Raw genomic sequence first — 18,840 nt, 5'->3', positions numbered from 1 at the left:
CAGAAGACCTTCGATGAGAGTTGCAGAAATTACGAGAAACCGATCCAAACGCGGGGGTTTCCCCCATGGGGCGTCGCTGGTGGTATTGGGAATGCTGGCCATGGCCGGTTGCAATCGCTCGGCTCCCCAGGACGCCGCGCCACCGCCGTTACCGCAGGTCACGGTCGCCACGCCCGTGGTCAAAAAAATCGTGGAATGGGATTCCTATTCGGGTCGTCTCGAACCGATCTCGTACGTCGAAGTTCGCAGTCGGGTGGGTGGCTATCTGCAGTCGATCCACTTTGACGAAGGAGAAACGGTCGAAGAAGGTGACCTGCTTTTTGTGATTGATCCGCGGCCCTTTGAGGCCGAGTTGAAATCGATGGAGGCAGCGATGAGCCAAGCCAACGCTCAGCTCTTGCAGGCCCAAGCTGGTGTTGCGGAAGCCGAGGCTCAGCAGTTGCAAACCGATGCGGCCGTCAAGCTCACCGACACACGTCTGAAGCGGGCCCGCACCTTGATGAGCCGGGACGCGACGAGTCAAGACGAAGTGGACCAACGTGAGGCTGAATTCGATCAAGCCAATGCCGATCAAGCAGCAAGTCGCGCGAAAGTCAATTCCGCCAAGGCGATGATCGATGCAGCCGAGGCGACCATAGAGTCCGCCAACGCGGGGCTCGAAGCGGCGAAGCTGAACGTCACGTACTCCAAGATCACCGCCCCGATTAGCGGCCGCATTAGCAGCAATTTTGTCGACCAGGGAAACCTCGTCTCCGGTGGCACCTCGGCGACCGCGACGCTGCTGACCACGATCACCTCGGTGGAGCCGATCTATTGTGTCTTTGACGCCAACGAGCAGGAAGTACTGAAGTACATCCGCTTGGCGGCATCGGGCAAGCGTGGGAGCTCGCGGGACGTGAAGAACCCCGTCTATCTCGGCTTGGTCGATGAGCAAGGTTTCCCGCATCAGGGGCACATGGATTTCGTCGACAACCGCTTTGACCCAGCGACGGCCACGATGCGCGCCCGTGGCATTTTCACCAACAAGAACCAAGTACTGCTGCCGGGCATGTTCGCGCGAATTCGTATCCCTGGAAGTGCGCCCTATGAAGCCGTGCTGATTCCAGATTCCGCAATCGGTACCGATCAAGCGTCGCAGTTTGTCTATTTGGTCGACGAGGGGGTCGTGGAGCGCCGACCGGTCGAAGTGGGACCGCTCGTCCATGGCCTGCGTGTCGTTCGTGACGGACTCTCGGGAAACGAATCGCTCGTCATCGAGGGATTACTCAAGGCATCGCCAGGCGCGAAAGTACGGGTGGAGGAGAAGACCATCGAAGTACTCGAGGATGGGTTGCCTGACGAATACGAGCCCGTGTCTGAGGCGGATTGGATTATCCCGTCGGATGAAAGCAAGGGAGCGAAGTAAATGAAATTCCCTCACTTCTTTATTGAACGTCCCATCTTCGCGACGGTTCTGTCGTTTTTAATTGTGTTGGTCGGCGGCATCACCTATGTGTCGCTACCGGTTTCACAGTACCCCAACGTTGCTCCACCGACGATCCTCGTTCGCGCCAGCTACCCCGGTGCGACGCCTCAGGTGATTGCCGATACGGTCGCCACACCGATCGAACAGGAGATGAACGGCGTTGACGACATGCTGTACATGGAATCGTCTTCGAGCGCCGATGGCACGATGCAGCTGACCGTCACCTTCGAACTGGGGACGGATCTCGACGATGCTCAGGTCCTCGTCCAAAACCGAGTGGCCGTGGCACTGTCGAAATTGCCCGACCAGGTGCGTCAGATCGGGGTCACGACGACCAAACAAATTCCTGACATGCTGATGGTGGTTCACTTGAACTCACCCGATGAGAGTCGCGACACACTCTACATCAGCAACTACGCTTTTTTGCGGGTGCGTGATGCCCTGATGCGGCTCGACGGGGTCGGCGAAATCCGAATTGCCGGCGGAAACGAATACGCCATGCGGATTTGGCTGGACATTGAGAAGATGGCCCACGTTGACCTGACAGCAGGTGATGTGATCGCGGCAATTCGCGGCCAAAACGCCCAGGTTGCTGCCGGTGTGATCGGGCAACCTCCAATCGATACAGGCAGTGACTTTCAGCTCAATGTGACCACACAGGGCCGATTGATCGAAACCGATGAGTTCGGCGATATCATCGTCAAGCGAGGGGAGAATGGACGCGTCACTCGCTTGAGTGACGTTGCCCGCGTCGAACTCGGTGCCCAGGACTATTCGCGGTTGAGTTACCTCGATGGCAAGCCTGCCATCGCCGTGCTGGTTTACCAGCGACCGGGGACCAACGCCGTGGATACTGCCGCCGAGATCAAGCAGACGATGAAGGAAATGAGCAAGACCTTCCCGGAAGGCATCGGCTATGAGATCGCGTACAACCCGACTGATTTTGTCGAAGAGTCGATCGCAGAGGTTTTCTTCACACTGCTCGTCACGACCGCATTCGTTGTGCTGACGGTGTTCATGTTCCTGCACCACTGGCGTCCGACCATCATTCCGGTTGTCGCCATTCCGATCTCTTTGATCGGAACGTTTGCCATCATGCAGTTGCTCGGCGTGACGCTCAATACGCTTTCACTCTTTGGTCTGGTCTTGGCCATTGGGATTGTCGTCGACGATGCAATCGTCGTGGTCGAGAACGTCGAGCGATTGATCGCCGAAGGTCTTTCGCCACGCGAAGCAGCCCACAAAGCGATGGACGAAGTCGGTTCGGCCCTGATCGCAACCACGCTTGTTTTGATAGCGGTGTTCGTGCCGACCATTTTCGTCCCGAGTATCAGCGGAAAGTTCTATCAGCAGTTCGCATTGACGATATCGATATCCACGGCCATCTCGACATTTGTGTCCTTGACATTGACGCCCGCGTTGTGTGCTCTCCTGCTGCAACCCCGCGGTACGAAGTTAAGCCGCTCGGGTCGTGTCTTTGATTTTCTGTTTGGTTGGTTCTTTCGCTTGTTCAACCGCAGTTTCGATGCGACCAGCAACCTGTACGCGGGAATCGTCTCGCGTCTGGTGCGTGTTTCGGCGCTCATCCTATTGATGTATGTCGGTCTCCTGGTGGCGACGGGATTCAGTTTCTCGTTGGTGCCCACCGGATTCATTCCCGAACAGGACCAGGGGTATGTGATTGTCGCGATTCGTTTGCCCGATGGAGCGTCGCTGGCGCGTACCCAAGCCGTCACCAAACGGGTGGCAGCGATCGGCCAAAAAATCGATGGCGTTGCTCACTCGGTCGGCATCGTCGGCCTGTCGGGTTCGACCTTCACGATCAGCCCCAACGCGGCTGTTGCATTTTTGCCACTCCAAGACGCAAAAGAACGTGCCGCTCGCGACCGCGGTGTTGCCAACATCGTCGCCGACATGCGACGAGAGGTGTCCTCGATCAACGAGGCGGAAGTGTTCATCATTCCGCCACCGCCGGTGCGGGGAATCGGCCGCGGTGGCGGTTTCAAGATGTATGTTCAGGACCGCAGTGGCGCAGGACCGGCGGTACTCAATCAAGTTGCCGAGGACATGGTCGCCAAGGGCAATCAAGAACCGGGAGTCGCCCAGGTTTTCACCAACTTTCGCATGAGCGTCCCGCAAGTCTACGCGGAGGTTGATCGCACCAAGGCTGAAATGCTCGATGTGCCGGTCAGCAACGTCTTCGAAGCGTTGCAGGTCTACCTGGGGTCGGTCTACGTCAATGATTTCAACCTGCTCGGCCGGACCTACCGGGTCGTCGCCCAGGCAGAGCCCGAGTTCCGTGACGAGCCGAGCGACATTCTGAAGCTGCGCACCCGCAGTGCGAATGGAGCCACGGTTTCACTGGGTTCGGTTGTCGAGGTGGATCGGATCGCGGGTCCCGATCGATTGGTACGGTTCAATCTCTATCCAGCCGCTGACATCAATGGTAGTACAACGCCCGGATTCAGTACGGGCCAGTCACTGACGACGATGGAAAATCTCGCGGCGACGACGCTGCCACCCGGGTTCGGGTACGAATGGACGGAGCTGGCGTACCAAGAGCGACAGGCCGGGAACACGATCGTGTACCTGTTCCCGCTCGCGGTTCTGTTTGTGTTCCTCGCTCTGGCGGCCCAATACGAGAGCTGGTTGCTACCACTGGCAATCGTGCTTATCGTCCCCTTGTGCCTGCTGTTTGCGATTGTCGGAATTTGGTTCCGAGGAATGGACAACAACATTCTGACGCAGATTGGATTCATCGTCCTGATCGGGCTGGCGTGCAAGAACGCGATTCTGATTGTCGAGTTCGCCAAAGCGGAAGAAGACAAAGGCAAAGATCGCTTTACCGCTGCGGTCGATGCCTGTCGGATGCGTTTACGCCCCATTTTGATGACGGCGTTCTCGTTCATCCTTGGGGTGGTCCCACTGCTGATTGCCACGGGTGCCGGTTTCGAGATGCGTCGTGTTCTCGGTACCGCTGTATTCGCCGGCATGCTGGGCGTGACGATCTTTGGCTTGTTCTTAACCCCAGTGTTCTACGTGGTTCTGAGGCGGTTTGCCAAGAAGCCTGCTACGGACTGAGGCCGCGTAGCGACCCGCTCGCGGCTTGGAATTCACGCATCGTCACCCGGTTCAGCCTGCCACTGAACCGGGTGTTTTCATGCCATCAGCACATGCAGGGAGCTCGCTCGACCGTCACCCGTATCACCCGTATCACCCGTGCCAGCGGGCCGCATGCTGGCACGCCGCGTTTTGCGAACTCGTGCGGGGCGATTCTCAAATAGGTTTTGATGCGACGGTCAATCGGTGTCGGACCGGCTCTACTGGGAATCGTCCTCAACCGTACGATTGCCAGCGAGGAATGGCCGGCAATACCAACGTTTGATCGCTGCCAGCGCCCTTCCGACGTCATCGGCGGCAAGCAGAGCACAAGGAATTAAGAACAAGGTCACAAGCGTGGCGAACATCACACCAAAGGCGAGCGACGCCGCCATCGGAATCAAGAATTGAGCCTGTAACGACTTGTCTGTTAGCAAGGGCACCAGGCCCACAAACGTGGTGACTGACGTCAGCATGATCGGGCGAAAACGCCTGACACCGGCCTGAAACGCCGCTTCGCGGAGGGTGGCCCCTTCGGCGATGCGATGATTGACATAGTCGACCATGACGAGCGTGTCGTTGACCGCGACGCCCGCGAGGGCCAGCATTCCAAATATCGAAAGATAGGATGGAGTAATGTCCATCGCGATATGACCCAGCAGAGCGCCGATAATAGCGAACGGGACTGCCAACAAGACGAAGAATGGCTGCCCCAATGACTTCAGGGCGATTGCGAGCAATCCATAGAGGACAAACGCCAAGAGGCACGAGCTAATGATGGTCTTTCGCTTGGCATCTTCCGCCTCGGCAACGTAACCAATGTACTCGAAGCTGAGATCATTCTGCTGGCACAACTCTTTAATTTTCGGTGAGAGCTCCCTGGAAATACTCAACAGGTCGACGGTTTGGTCAACCGGTTGAGCGCCACAGCGAAGGATTTCGGCGCCGTTCTTCCGTTCGACGGATGAAGGGGCCTTGGTGAAGGCGATTTCGGCAACCGTTGAAAGAGGAACGTCCGCTCCGCGAGGCGTACGAACTCGCATTCGCTCGAGAGTGTGCAGTGTCTCGCGTTGCTCGAGAGGCAGCCTGACCATGACGCGGATGCTATCAATTCCGCGCTGCAATCGCTGAGCCTCCTCCCCGAAGAAGGACTGGCGAACCTGCTGCGCGAGGAGTTGCTGCGTCAGATCGACTTCGGCCGCGATGGGCTTGAGTCGCAGCTCCAATTCGTCTTGCCCATAGTTGATATTCGCCCATGCGGAGCTGAACTCTTTGTACTCTTCTAAGAGCGTCTTGATCTGACGTGCGACCTTGGCCTTCTCAGGTGAGATCGGACCACGTAGCTCGATGTTCAAATTTCCGTTGTCAGTATTTCGATCTCGGTTAATGCTCGATTCGGAACGAATGCGGAACTCGGTTGCCTCGGGAATCGGTCCAATCAGTTCGTTCCATCTCGCGGCAATGTCACTATTGCGTGGGCCTGCAGCGCTGCGAAGAGACGGAGCTAAGACCTCGAAAGTAATCGCGCCCCGCGACTTGTCAAAATCTCGGTGAATTCGGCTGGCGCCGACGAGTTTGGAGATATTCCGCACGAGCGACTCACCGGTTCCTGGATCGATGAACTCTTTACGAACTTGCTGCAATGCCGCTTCGATCTTATCAATATACTGAGCGGTTGTTTCAAGCGAGGTATCGTTCGGCATATCGAGCTCTGCGCTGATTCGCTGCTGCTCGACTGAGGGATAAGCGATAAACTCGATCCGACCGCTCAGGCAATAACCAACCATCAACAGCATCGCTGAGGCAAACATTGCCAACACCGACGCACGATGGCGTACCGAAAACGCGAGGCAGGGCTGATAGACCCGTTCGATGAACCACTCCAAACCGTTGGCGATCGACGTTTGAACCCGTGAGATGGGATTGTTATGAGGAACCAATCGCAAGTGCTTGAGATGGGCTGGAAGAATGAACTTCGATTCAATCAGAGAGAAGACAAGGACGGGTGCCACAATCGGCGGCACCTGAGACGCGAAATCCCCCCAACTTCCTTCAAAGAACATTAACGGGATGAACGCAACCATCGTCGTTAAAGCGCCGAATGTGACCGGAATCGCCACCTCTTGGGTTCCTTGGATTGCCGCTTCGAGAGGCGGCAGTCCCTCCTTCATTTTCAAATAGACATTCTCGCCGGTGACAATCGCATCGTCGACAACGATCCCGACCACGATGATGAACCCGAACAGGCTCATGACGTTGGCAGTGACTCCAAACCAGGGCATCAGCATCACGCCACCGGCAAAACCGACGGGGATTCCAGCAACGATCCAGAATGCAAGGCCGGGGCGGAGGAAGAGCCCCAGCAGCAACATCACCAGCAGACTGCCCTGGAACATCGATTCAATGAGGGTGGTCAGACGACCTCGGATTTCGACCGACTCGTCGTCCCAGATGAACAGTTCGATTCCCTCGGGAAATCGGCTTCGCACATTGCGCACGTACTCATGGACTTTGTCCGAAATATCGATCGCGTTTTCATTTCCCGTACGCATGACCTCGACGAACAAGGCTGGCCTACCGTTGAACTCAACAATCTTCTCCCCTTCTTCGAATCCATCCGTAACCGTTGCCACTTCCCCCAAGGTCACCTCGGAGCCATTGGCGGCGTGGATAGGGACATTTTTGAACTCTTGTTCAGAGTATGCCTGACCACGAGTCCGAATAATAAAGGTGCCACTGTCGCTATTGATCGAACCGGCCGGCAGATCGATCGAAAACTGTTGAATGGCATCCGTCAGATCCTGCAAGCTCAAGTCATACGCTAAGAGCTTGGTGGTATCCACTTCCACGCTGATTTCGTACTCACGGTCGCCCTGCACTTGCGCGCGGCTGACGCCGGGTAGAGCGATAACATCTTCCTGAACCGTGCGTGCAAGCTCGCGCAACTCGTGCGGGCTCAGATGCCCGGTAACAGCGATACTCAGCACTTCCCACCAATTCGACGAATCGGGAATCGAGATCTGGGGCCGTTCCGTTTCATCGGGAAAGGTTGTGATCGTGTCGATACGCGCCGAAACATCGTCCATTAGCGTACGGAGGTCTGTCCCCGGTTCGGCTTCGACCGAAATCCGGCCGCTGCCCTGACGGCCTTCGGAAACAATATCGCGAACTCCCTCGACCCCCTCTAGCGATTCTTCGATTGGGATCAGGATCGCTTGCTCGACGTCCTTGGCGGTTCCTCCGCGGTACGTCATCTCGATGCGCACGGACTCCATGGTCCGTTCCGGGGAGACCTCCAGCGGAATTTTATAGAAGGCCGTGTAGATGCCTGCGATCAGTATCGCAAGCATCAAAAAGTTTGCGGCGATCCCATTTGTAGTAAACCAGCGAATCATAGGTAATCGTCAATTGGTGGCATTATTGTCAGACTCGATGGTTGTGGAATCGGCTATCGTCATTGCCGCATTTGCGGGTGGAATGATTTCGATCTTGGCCCCCTTGGGGGTGAAGGGCATGGGAGTCGTTGCCAACCACATCCCCTCGGGGATCGCTGACGAGGGGACGATCACTCTCTCGGCGTCGGACCAGAGCGTCTTGACCTGGAGGGGTAACAGCGTTTGCTCCACTCGGTCGACCAAAACCACCTGATCCAATTCGCGGACCGCTCCTCGTGGCAAAGCGATGACATCGCGAAGTACCTTGCCTTCGATCGAGGCGATGACAGGTTGACCGATCCGCAGCGGTGGTTGGCCTGATTTTCGGCCAAAGGGATCATCGACTCGGGCAATCGCAAACAGATCGCGAGAGTTCGCATCGAGCACGCCTTCGGTCCGAATAATTTTGCCCATCCAGACAAAATCGTTGGATTGCTGAATGCCATCTTGGAGCTGCACTGCGAGAGGGGGATCATTGGCGAACTCGGGCAAATCCAGAAAGTCCCGCTGCTCACCGGAGAGGGGCAGTCGGACTTCGACGTAGTCGATGGCAAAGACCTCCCCCAACGGAGCATTCTGCCCTGCCAATTGCCCGACGCCAATCTGTTTTGACACGACGCGGCCATCGAAGGGGGCCACAAACTTGGTTCTCCGAAGATTTAGCTTCGCTTGTTCGACCCTTGTCTCGCCCAAGGCAACGTTGGCCTCGGCCTGCTCTCTGCTCGCCGAAGCCGTTTCGACTTCTCCCTGAGGAACAGCATTCGATTCGACCAGCCTCAGCTTACGTTCCTCGACAATGATCGCGAGTTTAAGTGTTGATTTGGCAGCAGCGAGTTCCGACTCGGCGATGGCAAGCGCCGTTTGATAGTCGCTTGGATCGATCTCGACGAGCACCTCTCCGGCCTCGAAATACGCTCCAACTTCAAATGAAGTACTGGTATGGGTCACCCTGCCTGCAACCTGCGCCGTCAACGTGATTCGGTTGTGTGCCTGCACGACAGCGTTCGTCTTGACCACTACCGGGTAGTCAACCACAGGCATTTCTTCAATCCGAGAGCGAAGCAAGACCTTCTTCGGTTCGGGCCGGGTGGGCCGCTCAACTTGATCAGCGAGGAGTTGGAAGCCGATCCAGCCGGCGGCAAGAATGCCGCACGGGATGGCCAATCGCAGCAAGACTCCGGCCAGAAAGAAAGGACTCGTTGAGGGCGTTGTCATATTTGGAAACCGCGTTACTTCGTCATTGGTAGGGGATCGAATCGGGGAGAAATGCATCCCTAAATTGATCGTTGATCGCTTCGTAGAACCAATCGGCGTTGAACGATGGCAGTCTACTTTGCAACTTTTTACGTCCTCAGTGGACGATCGCCCGCAGTCAGGTGGGGTTTAACGACTGGTTGCTTGTCCGAACGAAACGGTTGTTTCGATTGAGGCGACTTTGACGCCGCCGTCGGCGGGCTGGGGTTAAGCTGTTCAGGGAGGGAGGGATTGATTGTACCAAATCCATTGGATCTACCGACGGTAGGGGAGGCGAGGCCTTCTCCTGATTTCCGAGAACTATGATGCGACGTACACCGAGACCCTTTGCGATCATCGCAATCCGTCAATACCGGCTAAGCCTGGCGCTGGTGCTGGCGTGTATCGCCGTGGTTGGCTCGGGATGCACCAGTCCGCGAGACTGGGTCGCCAATGGCTTCAAGGTGGGGCCCAATTATCACAAACCATTTGCTCCGGTAGCGCGAGACTGGATCGATGCCAACGACAAACGGGTGATCAGTGACCCTGTCGATGCGATTGCATGGTGGGCGACCTCTTTCAACGACCCGGTTTTGAACCAACTGGTCACCGAGGGCTACACGCAGAACCTGACGGTTCGGCAAGCCGGGGCGAGAATCACGCAAGCGAGGGCACTGCGCCAGATTGTCGTGGGCGGTTTTTTCCCGCAACAGCAATCGCTGTCGGCCGACTACTCGCACAATCTTCGCACGGGCGCGGGCAGTGATCGACATTTCAGCCTCTGGAGAGGGTCGTTCGGGTTGGCATGGGAGATTGACTTCTGGGGACGGTACCGTCGTGCGATCGAATCGGCGGATGCTGACCTCGATGCAGCCGTTTTTGACTACGGGGACGTGGTCGTCACGCTGGTGGCCGACGTCGCGGCAACCTATATCGATATCCGCACTCTGCAGACACGATTGAAACTCATCAAGCTGAACGTCGAAAATCAGCGGAAGACGTATGAGCTAACGGCGATTCGCTTTGAAAACGGCGAGTCGAGCGAAGTCGATGTACAGCAGGCGAAATCGAGCCTCGTTCAAACGGAGGCCCTCGTCCCGCAGGTCGAGACTTCGCTCCGACAATCGCAGAACCTGTTGTGTATTCTTCTTGGCATGCCCCCCGAAGATATCTTGGACATGCTAGGCGAAGGCAGTATCCCCGACGTGAAGTCCGAGATGGCATTGGGCATTCCGGCCGCAACGTTACTGCAACGACCCGACGTCCGTCGCGCAGAGCGGTTGCTCGCATCACAGAGTGCATTGATCGGTGTGGCTGAGTCCGACCTCTATCCGCATATCACCCTTACGGGAACGGTTGGCAGGAGCTCGAATCAGTTCCAGGACCTGTTCAGCGGTGGTTCGGGCTTTGGATCAGTCGGGCCGAATTTCGACTGGAATGTCCTGAACTACGGGCGCCTTCTCGGAAGGATCGAGTTCCAGGATGCTCGATTCCAAGAACTCCTGGCGGCCTATCGACAAACGGCTCTCAACGCCAACCTCGAAGCCGAGAACGCCATCGTGCAGTTCCTAAAGAACCAAGAGCGATTCCGATTACAACTGGAGGCTGCTGAAGCGGCGGACAAAACCAACGAACTGATCAACATGCAGTTTCTCGAAGGCGAGGAAATTGACTTCAACCGCGTGTTTAGTGTCCAGAATACCAAGACCCAGCAGGAAGTCGCCGCCGCAGCGGCCAAAGGCGACGTTGCCCAAAGCGTTGTGGCAATCTATCGATCCCTCGGGGGTGGCTGGCCTTCGCCATACCTCACAAGACCAATCATGACATCCCTTGAGCAAAGCGAGGATTCCAACGATGTCGAAGAAGTCGATTTGCCACCCGGGGAAGAAGAACCCATCATCGACCAGGTCTTGGAAGACCCCGTCGATGAACCGATCGAAAGTTGATGCCAACGGGCGAGGTGCCCCCCTCGTTACGTGAGCAGCACCGAAGCGTGAGTTTTTCAGTGAAACCGAGTGGGCATCGCCCCACCTCAGTCAACCGAAAAAACACGGATCATCCGACGGAAGCGTGCGGCGGAGGATTTGGAGGCATGTCCCAAGTATCCAATGATTTATTGGCACCGGGCGGGACGCCTACTTGTCACGTCCGGTTTACTTCTGCACGACGTCTTCGACCCAGCTCTTGGCACGCATCATGGTGGGAAATCCGATCGTCGGCGCGGTTAGCAACGCGACGTGCCGCAGATCATCGCCACTGCATCCAGCCTTGAGCGCCTTGCGGGTGTGCGAGTGCGCGCCACCCTCGAGCCCCGCAGTGATCGAGATCGCGAGTTTCACCAGGGCCACCTCTCGATCGGAGAGCGGACCTGCTTCACGGGCGGCTTTCCCCATCGCTTCATATGCCTGCATGAATTCAGGAAATTCAGCGTGCATCTTCTCATAGCTTTTCGGGATCATAGCAGTTTCCAGTCTTTAAAAAATCGAGTTGGACGTGAGTCACGGGTCAATCAAGGGTGACTCACAATGAAAATTGCGGCACCGATACAGTGTACAGGAATCGCCCATCGGGACCTTGCCGGCAAGCAATTCGTCCGTCAGCGGCGACGCTGCCGTTGAGACGCCGGGCAGAGCCCAGGCGATACTCAGGCCGGGTTGGTACATGGTCATCTGTTGCCGAGCGATGCTCGTGACGTTTGCGACTTGATTGGGGGCGATCACCAATTCCCCTTGATCGTGATGCCATTCATCGAGCACGCTGATCAACGCCGCACAGGCTCGCGACTGGGTACGGATCACCGTTTCACCGGCGCGGAGGACATCGTTCGCCGCATCGCGAAAGAGGGTACGTCCGGTCAGTCGAGACAGTTTCAACCACACCATCGCCGCCGCCGCGTTGCCGCTGACGAGCGATCCATCGTGCCAGTCCTTGTTGCGAGTGATCAATTCGCCCACGTCGCTCGCGGTGTAGTAGCAACCGCCATCATCGGCGTCCATGAATCGCTCGACCAACTCATCGGCCAGCCCCACCGCCTGGTGCAGCCAACTGTCATCGGCCGTCGCTTCATACAGATCGATGAACGCTTCAGCGAGGAGGGCGTGATCGTCGACGAAGGCGGCTCCGTGGGCGATGCCACCGCGATACACGTGCAGCAGTTTCCCTGCGTCATTTCGCATCGAATCGAGAATAAAACTCGCCGCTCGCGTGGCCGTTTCCAAGTAATCGTCGCGGCCCATCACAACACTCGCAATCGCGAAAGCTCGAATCGCCAATGCGTTCCACGCGACAACGATTTTGTCATCACGCTGCGGTTTGACGCGTTGTTCGCGATGGATTCGCAGTTTTTCGCGACTCTCCTTGAGTTCACTCTGAAGCTGTTCGAGCGGGATGGAACCCTCGTCAGCCCAGTCCGAAATCGATCGCGGCAGATTCGCAATCGAGTGCCCCTCGAAATTGCCACGCTCGGTAATGTCGTACACCTGGCAAAACCGCTTGCCAGGCTCCTCCCCGAGCACCTCGATCACCTCAGCCGGATCCCACACGTAGAACTTGCCTTCGACGCCTTCGCTATCGGCATCCTCGCTGCAGTGAACCCCACCCGCGGGATCAATCATGTCTCGTTGAATGTAGTTCAAAATTTCGGCGGCCACTTCGCCGTGCCGCGTCTGCCCGGTGACCTGCATCGCGCGTGTATAAACGATCGCGAGGAGGGCATTGTCGTAGAGCATCTTTTCAAAATGGGGGACCAGCCAATGACCGTCGACGCTGTATCGTGAGAAGCCGCCGCCGATATGATCACGGATGCCACCGGCCGCCATTTTGTCGAGCGTGAGTTCGACCGCTTCGATCAGCCGTGTGTCGCCGGTCCGCAATCCAACCCGCAACATCAGCTCCAAATCGGTTGCATGAGGAAATTTGGGTGCGCTGCCGAATCCGCCCCAGGTCTGATCAACGGTTTTGAGCAACTGCTCGACGGCCACGCCAATCCGGTCACTGCCGGGAACCTGGTCCGCAGTCGCTCCCGTGCCGATCGCGAGTTGTTGCAGCGCCGCAGTGATCTCTTCGGCATGGGAGGCGATGCTGTCGCGACGATGCGTCCACGCATCCACCAAGGCATCGAGCACTTGCGGAAACCCTGGCATTCCTCCACGAGGCGTCAACGGCCAGTAGGTGCCCGCGTAAAAAGGTCGTCCATCATGGTCGAGAAACACGCTCATCGGCCAACCTCCTCGACCGGTCATCAACTGCACCGCATTCATGTAAATCTGGTCGATGTCCGGGCGTTCTTCCCGGTCGACTTTGATGCAGACGAAGTGTTGGTTCAAATACGCCCCCACCTCCTCGTGTTCAAAACTCTCATGTGCCATCACGTGACACCAATGACATGCCGCATAGCCGACCGACAGGAAGATGGGCACGTCGCGATCCCGCGCGACCGCGAACGCTTCCTCACCCCACTGCATCCAGTCAACCGGATTGTCTTGGTGTTGGATCAAGTAGGGGCTGAGCGAATGAGCAAGTTGATTGGGCATGGGAATGATTGGGCGGAGTAATGATTGGGCGATGGGCGTCGAGTGAATGAGTAGCCGAGTCTCGGGACGTCGATTTGATTACGGATGATTGTATGGGCCATGCTTGAGTCCCCAAAGGGCAACGCGGGGAACCATTTCATCGTGCGGATCATGGATGCGGGCGTCCCGATCGCACGAACAGAAAACACGTGATCGACGAGAGATGAACGGATTCACAGCATCTCGGAGAGATGCCGACTACTTGCGTGGCTTCAATCCATTGTGGGTCGCTTGGGCGGTAGTGGGGTCTTCAGGCCAATGGTGTTTCGGGTAACGCCGCCGCAACTCTTTGCGGATCTCACCGTAGGTATTCCTCCAAAAACTCGCCAAATCTTCCGTGATCTGCTGGGGCCGGCGATTGGGGCCGAGCAAGTGCATCTGGACGGCGACACGTCCACCAAGGATACGGGGCGTGCTCTGCCATCCAAAACACTCTTGGATTTTGGCTTCGATCCAGGGGGGGCGTCCTTCGGCATAGCCGATCTTCACCCGATTGCCGCTCGGAAGCATCAGGTGAGTCGGCGCGTCCGACTGCACTCGCTGCCAGCGATCATAGCCGATCTGCCCAATCAAGTAATCCTTCCAGGGCGCCCGCCTCAGCTCAGCAAATGAGCGGCGGCCGTGACAAAGTTCTCGGCAGACGTGCTTCCAAAGCGTCTCGCGTGCCAGGGCATCACTTGATTCACTTTCTCGTTCATGTGCAAAGGTCAGTTCGATGCGGTTCAGGCATGCAGCGAAATTGTTTTCGTCTGCCGAGGCGGTGCCTGGAACGACACGCTCAGGATGCTGACAGGCCTCTTCATAGAGACGCTTCGCAGTCGCTTCGCTATCCTTGCATGCGATCGGCGTTTCACTCAAAACGAGATCGACGTACCGCCGCACTTCGCGGCAAATAACAGCTTCACGGGTGGCATCAAAATCCACCTCAACGCCTCGTTCGAGATGTTCGGGCGACAGCCACGACGGCTCGATCGCGACCGCCCCACGCACCCGCGACTGCGTCGAACCCCCGTCGACGTCATAGCCAAGCAGAAATTCGGCGGAACGATCCAGATGGGTGACTGCTAACAATCCTATCACGCCGCGGCGTCCGACCATGACACCGCGATCGGGATCGTTGCCGCGGCGCATGACAACCCGGTCAGGGTATGCGGCCAACAGGGCACGTGAGATCGCTGGATCGAGGGCCAGTTGCTGGTCGCTGGAATGCTGCCGTTGCGTCCCCATGGCTCGTTCGATCTGTTGGGTAACTCTGCGAAATGTACCGCGAACGGATTTCGGACGATTCGTGATCCAGAGTGTTTTCTCGGCAAGAGAAAGTTTATCGAACGCGGGCGATTCTCGATCCATTGGATTCGGTTCGCTCAACAGCGCAGCGGCCACCGCGACCTGGGATGATGGAAGATGCTGTTGTGCACTAAGTGCAAAGCGGGCAATCCGTGGGTCAAGAGGCAGAGCGGCGATCCTCTGCCCCAACGCGGTGACGCGTCCCTCCCGGTCGATGGCGCCGAGCAATTGCAACCGCTGCTTGGCCGCCTGCAATGAATGCTCCGGGGGCGGTGTCAACCAATCAATGGAATCGTCTGCCTGCTCACCGAGGCTCGCCAGTGTCAGCGCAGTCGCACACAAATCGCCACGCAGGATCTCAGGGCGATCGTAGGCCTCCCGCGTGCGATGAGCGACCGCCGACCACATCCGGTGGGCAATCCCTGGTCCCGTCCTCCCTGCTCGACCAGCACGTTGATCGGCCGACGCATTGGAGATCGGCTCGGTCTGCAATCGGGTCAGCCCCAATCTCGAATCGAGTATCGGTATCTTCGCCAAACCTGAATCGACAACGGCGGTCACACCGTCGACGGTGACAGACGTTTCCGCGATGTTCGTCGAGAGAATGATCTTGCGAAATCGCTTGTCGCCACCACGAATGGCCTCGTCCTGCTGCTTGGGCGACAAGGACCCATGTAGTGTCACAACGGATACGTCATCGCCGAGCGGGAAGGACGCCAACGCGCTACGGACCCGGTGGATATCCGCCAAACCCGGAAGGAACACCAGCACGTGCCCATCGGTTTGCTCGACCGCTTGGGCGACCACCGGCGCAACGACGTTCTCGAGTCGCTGATGGGAGATCGCGTCATGGTGCGTAATGGCCACGGGATAGCTGCGCCCCAGGCATGACACCGACACCGCGTCAGCGCCGAGGTAGTCCGCGATGGGTTGCGGATCGAGGGTGGCTGACATCACGATCAACCGCAAGTCGTCCCGTAACTCGGTTCGCAATCGCTGCGTTAACGCGAGCGACAAATCAAGATCGATACTGCGTTCATGGAACTCATCGAGAATCACACAGCCGGCTTGCTCGAGCAGCGGATCGGACTGCATCCGCCTGAGGAACATGCCGGTTGTCAGGAGCAGCACCCGGGTCGCGGCAGATTCCTTCCGGTCCAGCCGGACGTGATACCCGATCGTTTTCCCGACCGGCTCGCTAAGTGATCGTGATAGAAACTCGGCCACGCTACGGGCCGCCAATCGCCGGGGCTGGACGACCCAGATCTGTTGCTCATCGAGTAAGCCAGCAGCGAGAAGGGCCAGCGGTACCCCCGTTGTTTTGCCAGCTCCCGGCGGTGCTTTCAAGACAACCGGATTGCCATGCGAGACCGCTGCAAGCACCCGCGGCAACACCTCATCAATCGGCAATCCACTCAAAATACTCTCCGAAAATGATCTGGTTTTACGCCACACCCGTTACCATTGCACAGCCCCGAGATAGCCGCCCCTCAGAAGTTTTCGCGATGCTCGCCAGAGCGTGGGGGTTGGCTGGAAATCCGAGTCGACGGTATTGAGACGCGTGACAGGCTGTGGATTGAGTCGAAGCTCGACCGGCCACGGCGCGCCGAATCCCCTGCGGCACTCGGCGTACGCCGGTGTCAGCAAAGTTGGTTCCATCGACGGCCTCGTCAAACCCTCAGGCAGCAGGATCTTTCACAAGATCCATTCCCCTAACATACCCTCTGGATTATTTCTGCACGTCGCGGCAATGTTCAGACTCGGTGGCCAGACTCGGTGGCCAGGCTGGCGACAAACTCGTTGACGACCGCACGCTCGGTCAATCGTGGGTTGATGTGCGGACGCTTGCTCAACAGGAGTGCCTGTGCGTCGGCGGGAGTCATCTGGCGGTGTTCGATCAACCAACAGATCGCAACGGTCGCACTCCGCGCGCGGCCCGCTTTACAGTGGATATAAACCACCTCACCTAACTGCACATGCTCGTCGATGAAGTCGACGGCGCGGCGCACGTTCTCGATCGTCGGATGCGTGAAATCGATGGTGGGGATGTGCAGCTGAACGATCCCCAATCGGCCATACTCCTCAATCGGCCCGGTGTACTCTTCGCAGGTATTGACGACGGCCCGGACGCCAAGAGATGCGAGCGATTCGACGTCACGGGTGAATGGACGAGCACCGACAATCACATGATCGTCGATAAAATCCCACCAGTTACGCGTCTTCAACACGCGTCCCAGCATCACGTTCCAGGCAAGCGTGGGATAGAACACGGAGCCTGCGTAGAGACGGTCGTAGAAGGATCGCTGTTTCATAGAATTCGGTTGTCAATCAAACGCGTGTTGCCCACTCGGGCGGCGACTAACGCCACGGCCGGTTCTTCCAGTGTTCTCATGGGTTGCAAGGACTCCGTATCGGCCACGACGGCGTATTCAATGCTGTCACAATCCGCCAAAGCGTCCAACATCATCTGCTCGATCGTCGCAACGTTGGTCTCGCCCGATGCCACCACATCGGCGGCGCGGTCGAGTGCCCTTGGCAGCGACAATGCGATCTCCCGTTGCTCATCGCTGAGGTATCGATTGCGGCTGCTCAGTGCCAGCCCATCATCATCGCGAACGATAGGACACGACACAATTTCGGTCGGGACATTCAGGTCACGTACCATGTCTTGGATGACCCGCAGTTGCTGATAGTCCTTCTGTCCAAAAAACGCTGCATCCGCTGGAATAATTTGCAGCAGTTTCAGGACCACGGTTGTGACGCCGCGAAAGTGTTCCGGCCGCGATTGTCCCTCGAGCGGCAAACCGACCGGCGGCGGCATCACAAAGCTGCCGAAGCCAACCGGATACATGCAGGCGTTCGTTGGCAGGAATACCGCGTCAGCGCCTACACCGGCAAGCAGTTCGAGGTCATGCTCGAGCGGTCGCGGATAGCGGCTGAGATCCTCGTTGGCTCCAAACTGGGTTGGATTGACAAAGATGCTCACGACACAAACATCGCATTGGTCTCTGGCCTGCCGCACCAAGGAAAGATGCCCCTCATGCAGCGCACCCATGGTCGGCACAAAACCGATGGTTTGCGAGTCAGAGCAACGGTCGCGGCACCACGTCCGCATCGACGGTATGTCAGAAAAGGAATTCAAAAGGAGTTCAAAAGGGGCAGAGGGTGAGTATTGTCGCCAGACCGTTCCATCGGTCTGGGCTGAGAAATCGCAGCGGGAGGGCTGCGTTCGCTCGCGGTTTTGGGCAGGGTTTTTAGAACTCGGGAGGTTCCTCGACATCGCCTCCCGCGGCGGTACCGGTGGCGCTCGCGAGCACTTCTTCGGCAACATAAATCGGTAGCGGGGGATCATAGGTCACCGCAACGGCGATCGCATCGCTCGGCCGTGCGTCCACTTCGATGATCTCGCCTGACGAGGTGCGCAGATTGAGCTGTGCGAAATAGGTGTGCTCGCTCAGGTCGCTGATGACGATGCTTTCGATCACCGCATCGAGCGATTCGGCAACGGCAACGATCAGATCGTGGGTCAACGGGCGTGGGGGAATGTACTCCTGCTTGACACGTCGTTGGATATTGGTGGCCTCGAAGATGCCGATCATGATAGGGAACTGGCGGTCTCCGTCGACCTCCTTCAAATAGATGACTTGGTTATCGGTGAGCTCGGAGATAATGATCCGAGCGAGCTGCATTTCGACGCTCATGAAATATCTCGTCAAAGGATGTGGTCGGGTAGATTCAAAAGGGGGGCGTA

The 18,840-nt window shown here is 57.5% G+C and carries 11 protein-coding genes; 3 read left to right on the top strand and 8 right to left on the bottom strand.

Annotation, left to right across the window (positions count from 1 at the left end; all coding sequences use genetic code 11):
- The first annotated feature begins 13 nt into the window (after positions 1-13).
- Both SH410x_RS09270 and SH410x_RS09265 read left to right on the top strand, forming a co-directional pair.
- The gene (locus SH410x_RS09270) at positions 14-1,405 is read left to right on the top strand and encodes an efflux RND transporter periplasmic adaptor subunit (protein WP_473676226.1); all 1,392 of its coding nucleotides are present in this window, start codon (positions 14-16) and stop codon (positions 1,403-1,405) included.
- On the top strand, positions 1,406-4,546 hold the full coding sequence (locus SH410x_RS09265; protein ID WP_473676225.1) for an efflux RND transporter permease subunit: 3,141 nt from the start codon (positions 1,406-1,408) through the stop codon (positions 4,544-4,546). It begins immediately after the preceding gene.
- Between the two features lie 239 nt (positions 4,547-4,785).
- Here the strand turns inward: SH410x_RS09265 and SH410x_RS09260 are convergent, their stop codons facing one another.
- Together SH410x_RS09260 and SH410x_RS09255 are read right to left on the bottom strand one after the other, a co-directional pair.
- A complete protein-coding gene (locus SH410x_RS09260; protein WP_473676224.1) occupies positions 4,786-7,959 on the bottom strand; it encodes an efflux RND transporter permease subunit in 3,174 nt (1,057 codons plus the stop codon).
- A gap of 9 nt (positions 7,960-7,968) precedes the next feature.
- On the bottom strand, positions 7,969-9,213 hold the full coding sequence (locus SH410x_RS09255; protein ID WP_473676223.1) for an efflux RND transporter periplasmic adaptor subunit: 1,245 nt from the start codon (positions 9,211-9,213) through the stop codon (positions 7,969-7,971).
- A gap of 344 nt (positions 9,214-9,557) precedes the next feature.
- Between SH410x_RS09255 and SH410x_RS09250 the strand changes: the two genes are divergently transcribed.
- Positions 9,558-11,177, top strand: a complete 1,620-nt coding sequence (locus tag SH410x_RS09250; RefSeq protein ID WP_473676222.1) for an efflux transporter outer membrane subunit — start codon at positions 9,558-9,560, stop codon at positions 11,175-11,177.
- 207 nt (positions 11,178-11,384) lie between these two features.
- Here SH410x_RS09250 and SH410x_RS09245 read toward each other — a convergent pair whose 3' ends face one another.
- The 6 genes from SH410x_RS09245 to SH410x_RS09220 form a co-directional block, all read right to left on the bottom strand.
- Positions 11,385-11,690, bottom strand: a complete 306-nt coding sequence (locus SH410x_RS09245; protein ID WP_473676221.1) for a carboxymuconolactone decarboxylase family protein — start codon at positions 11,688-11,690, stop codon at positions 11,385-11,387.
- A gap of 39 nt (positions 11,691-11,729) precedes the next feature.
- On the bottom strand, positions 11,730-13,763 hold the full coding sequence (locus SH410x_RS09240) for a thioredoxin domain-containing protein (protein WP_473676220.1): 2,034 nt from the start codon (positions 13,761-13,763) through the stop codon (positions 11,730-11,732).
- A gap of 237 nt (positions 13,764-14,000) precedes the next feature.
- The gene (gene hrpB, locus SH410x_RS09235) at positions 14,001-16,508 is read right to left on the bottom strand and encodes an ATP-dependent helicase HrpB (protein ID WP_473676219.1); all 2,508 of its coding nucleotides are present in this window, start codon (positions 16,506-16,508) and stop codon (positions 14,001-14,003) included.
- A 335-nt stretch (positions 16,509-16,843) separates the two neighbouring features.
- Complete coding sequence (locus SH410x_RS09230) at positions 16,844-17,401, bottom strand: phosphatidylglycerophosphatase and protein-tyrosine phosphatase 1 family protein (RefSeq protein ID WP_473676218.1); 558 nt, start codon at positions 17,399-17,401, stop codon at positions 16,844-16,846.
- Entirely contained in the window at positions 17,398-18,231 is an 834-nt protein-coding gene (panC, locus tag SH410x_RS09225) for a pantoate--beta-alanine ligase (protein WP_473676217.1), read from the bottom strand. Before panC ends, SH410x_RS09230 begins: the two co-directional genes overlap by 4 nt.
- Before the next feature lie 112 nt (positions 18,232-18,343).
- Positions 18,344-18,790 (bottom strand): bifunctional nuclease family protein, encoded by a 447-nt coding sequence (locus tag SH410x_RS09220; protein ID WP_473676216.1) that lies wholly within the window; start codon positions 18,788-18,790, stop codon positions 18,344-18,346.
- Between the last annotated feature and the right edge of the window lie 50 nt (positions 18,791-18,840).

This window comes from Rhodopirellula sp. SH410 (assembly GCF_055811895.1).
The sequence above is the reverse complement of the archived record's forward strand: the minus strand, read 5'-3'. Positions and strand labels throughout refer to the sequence as shown.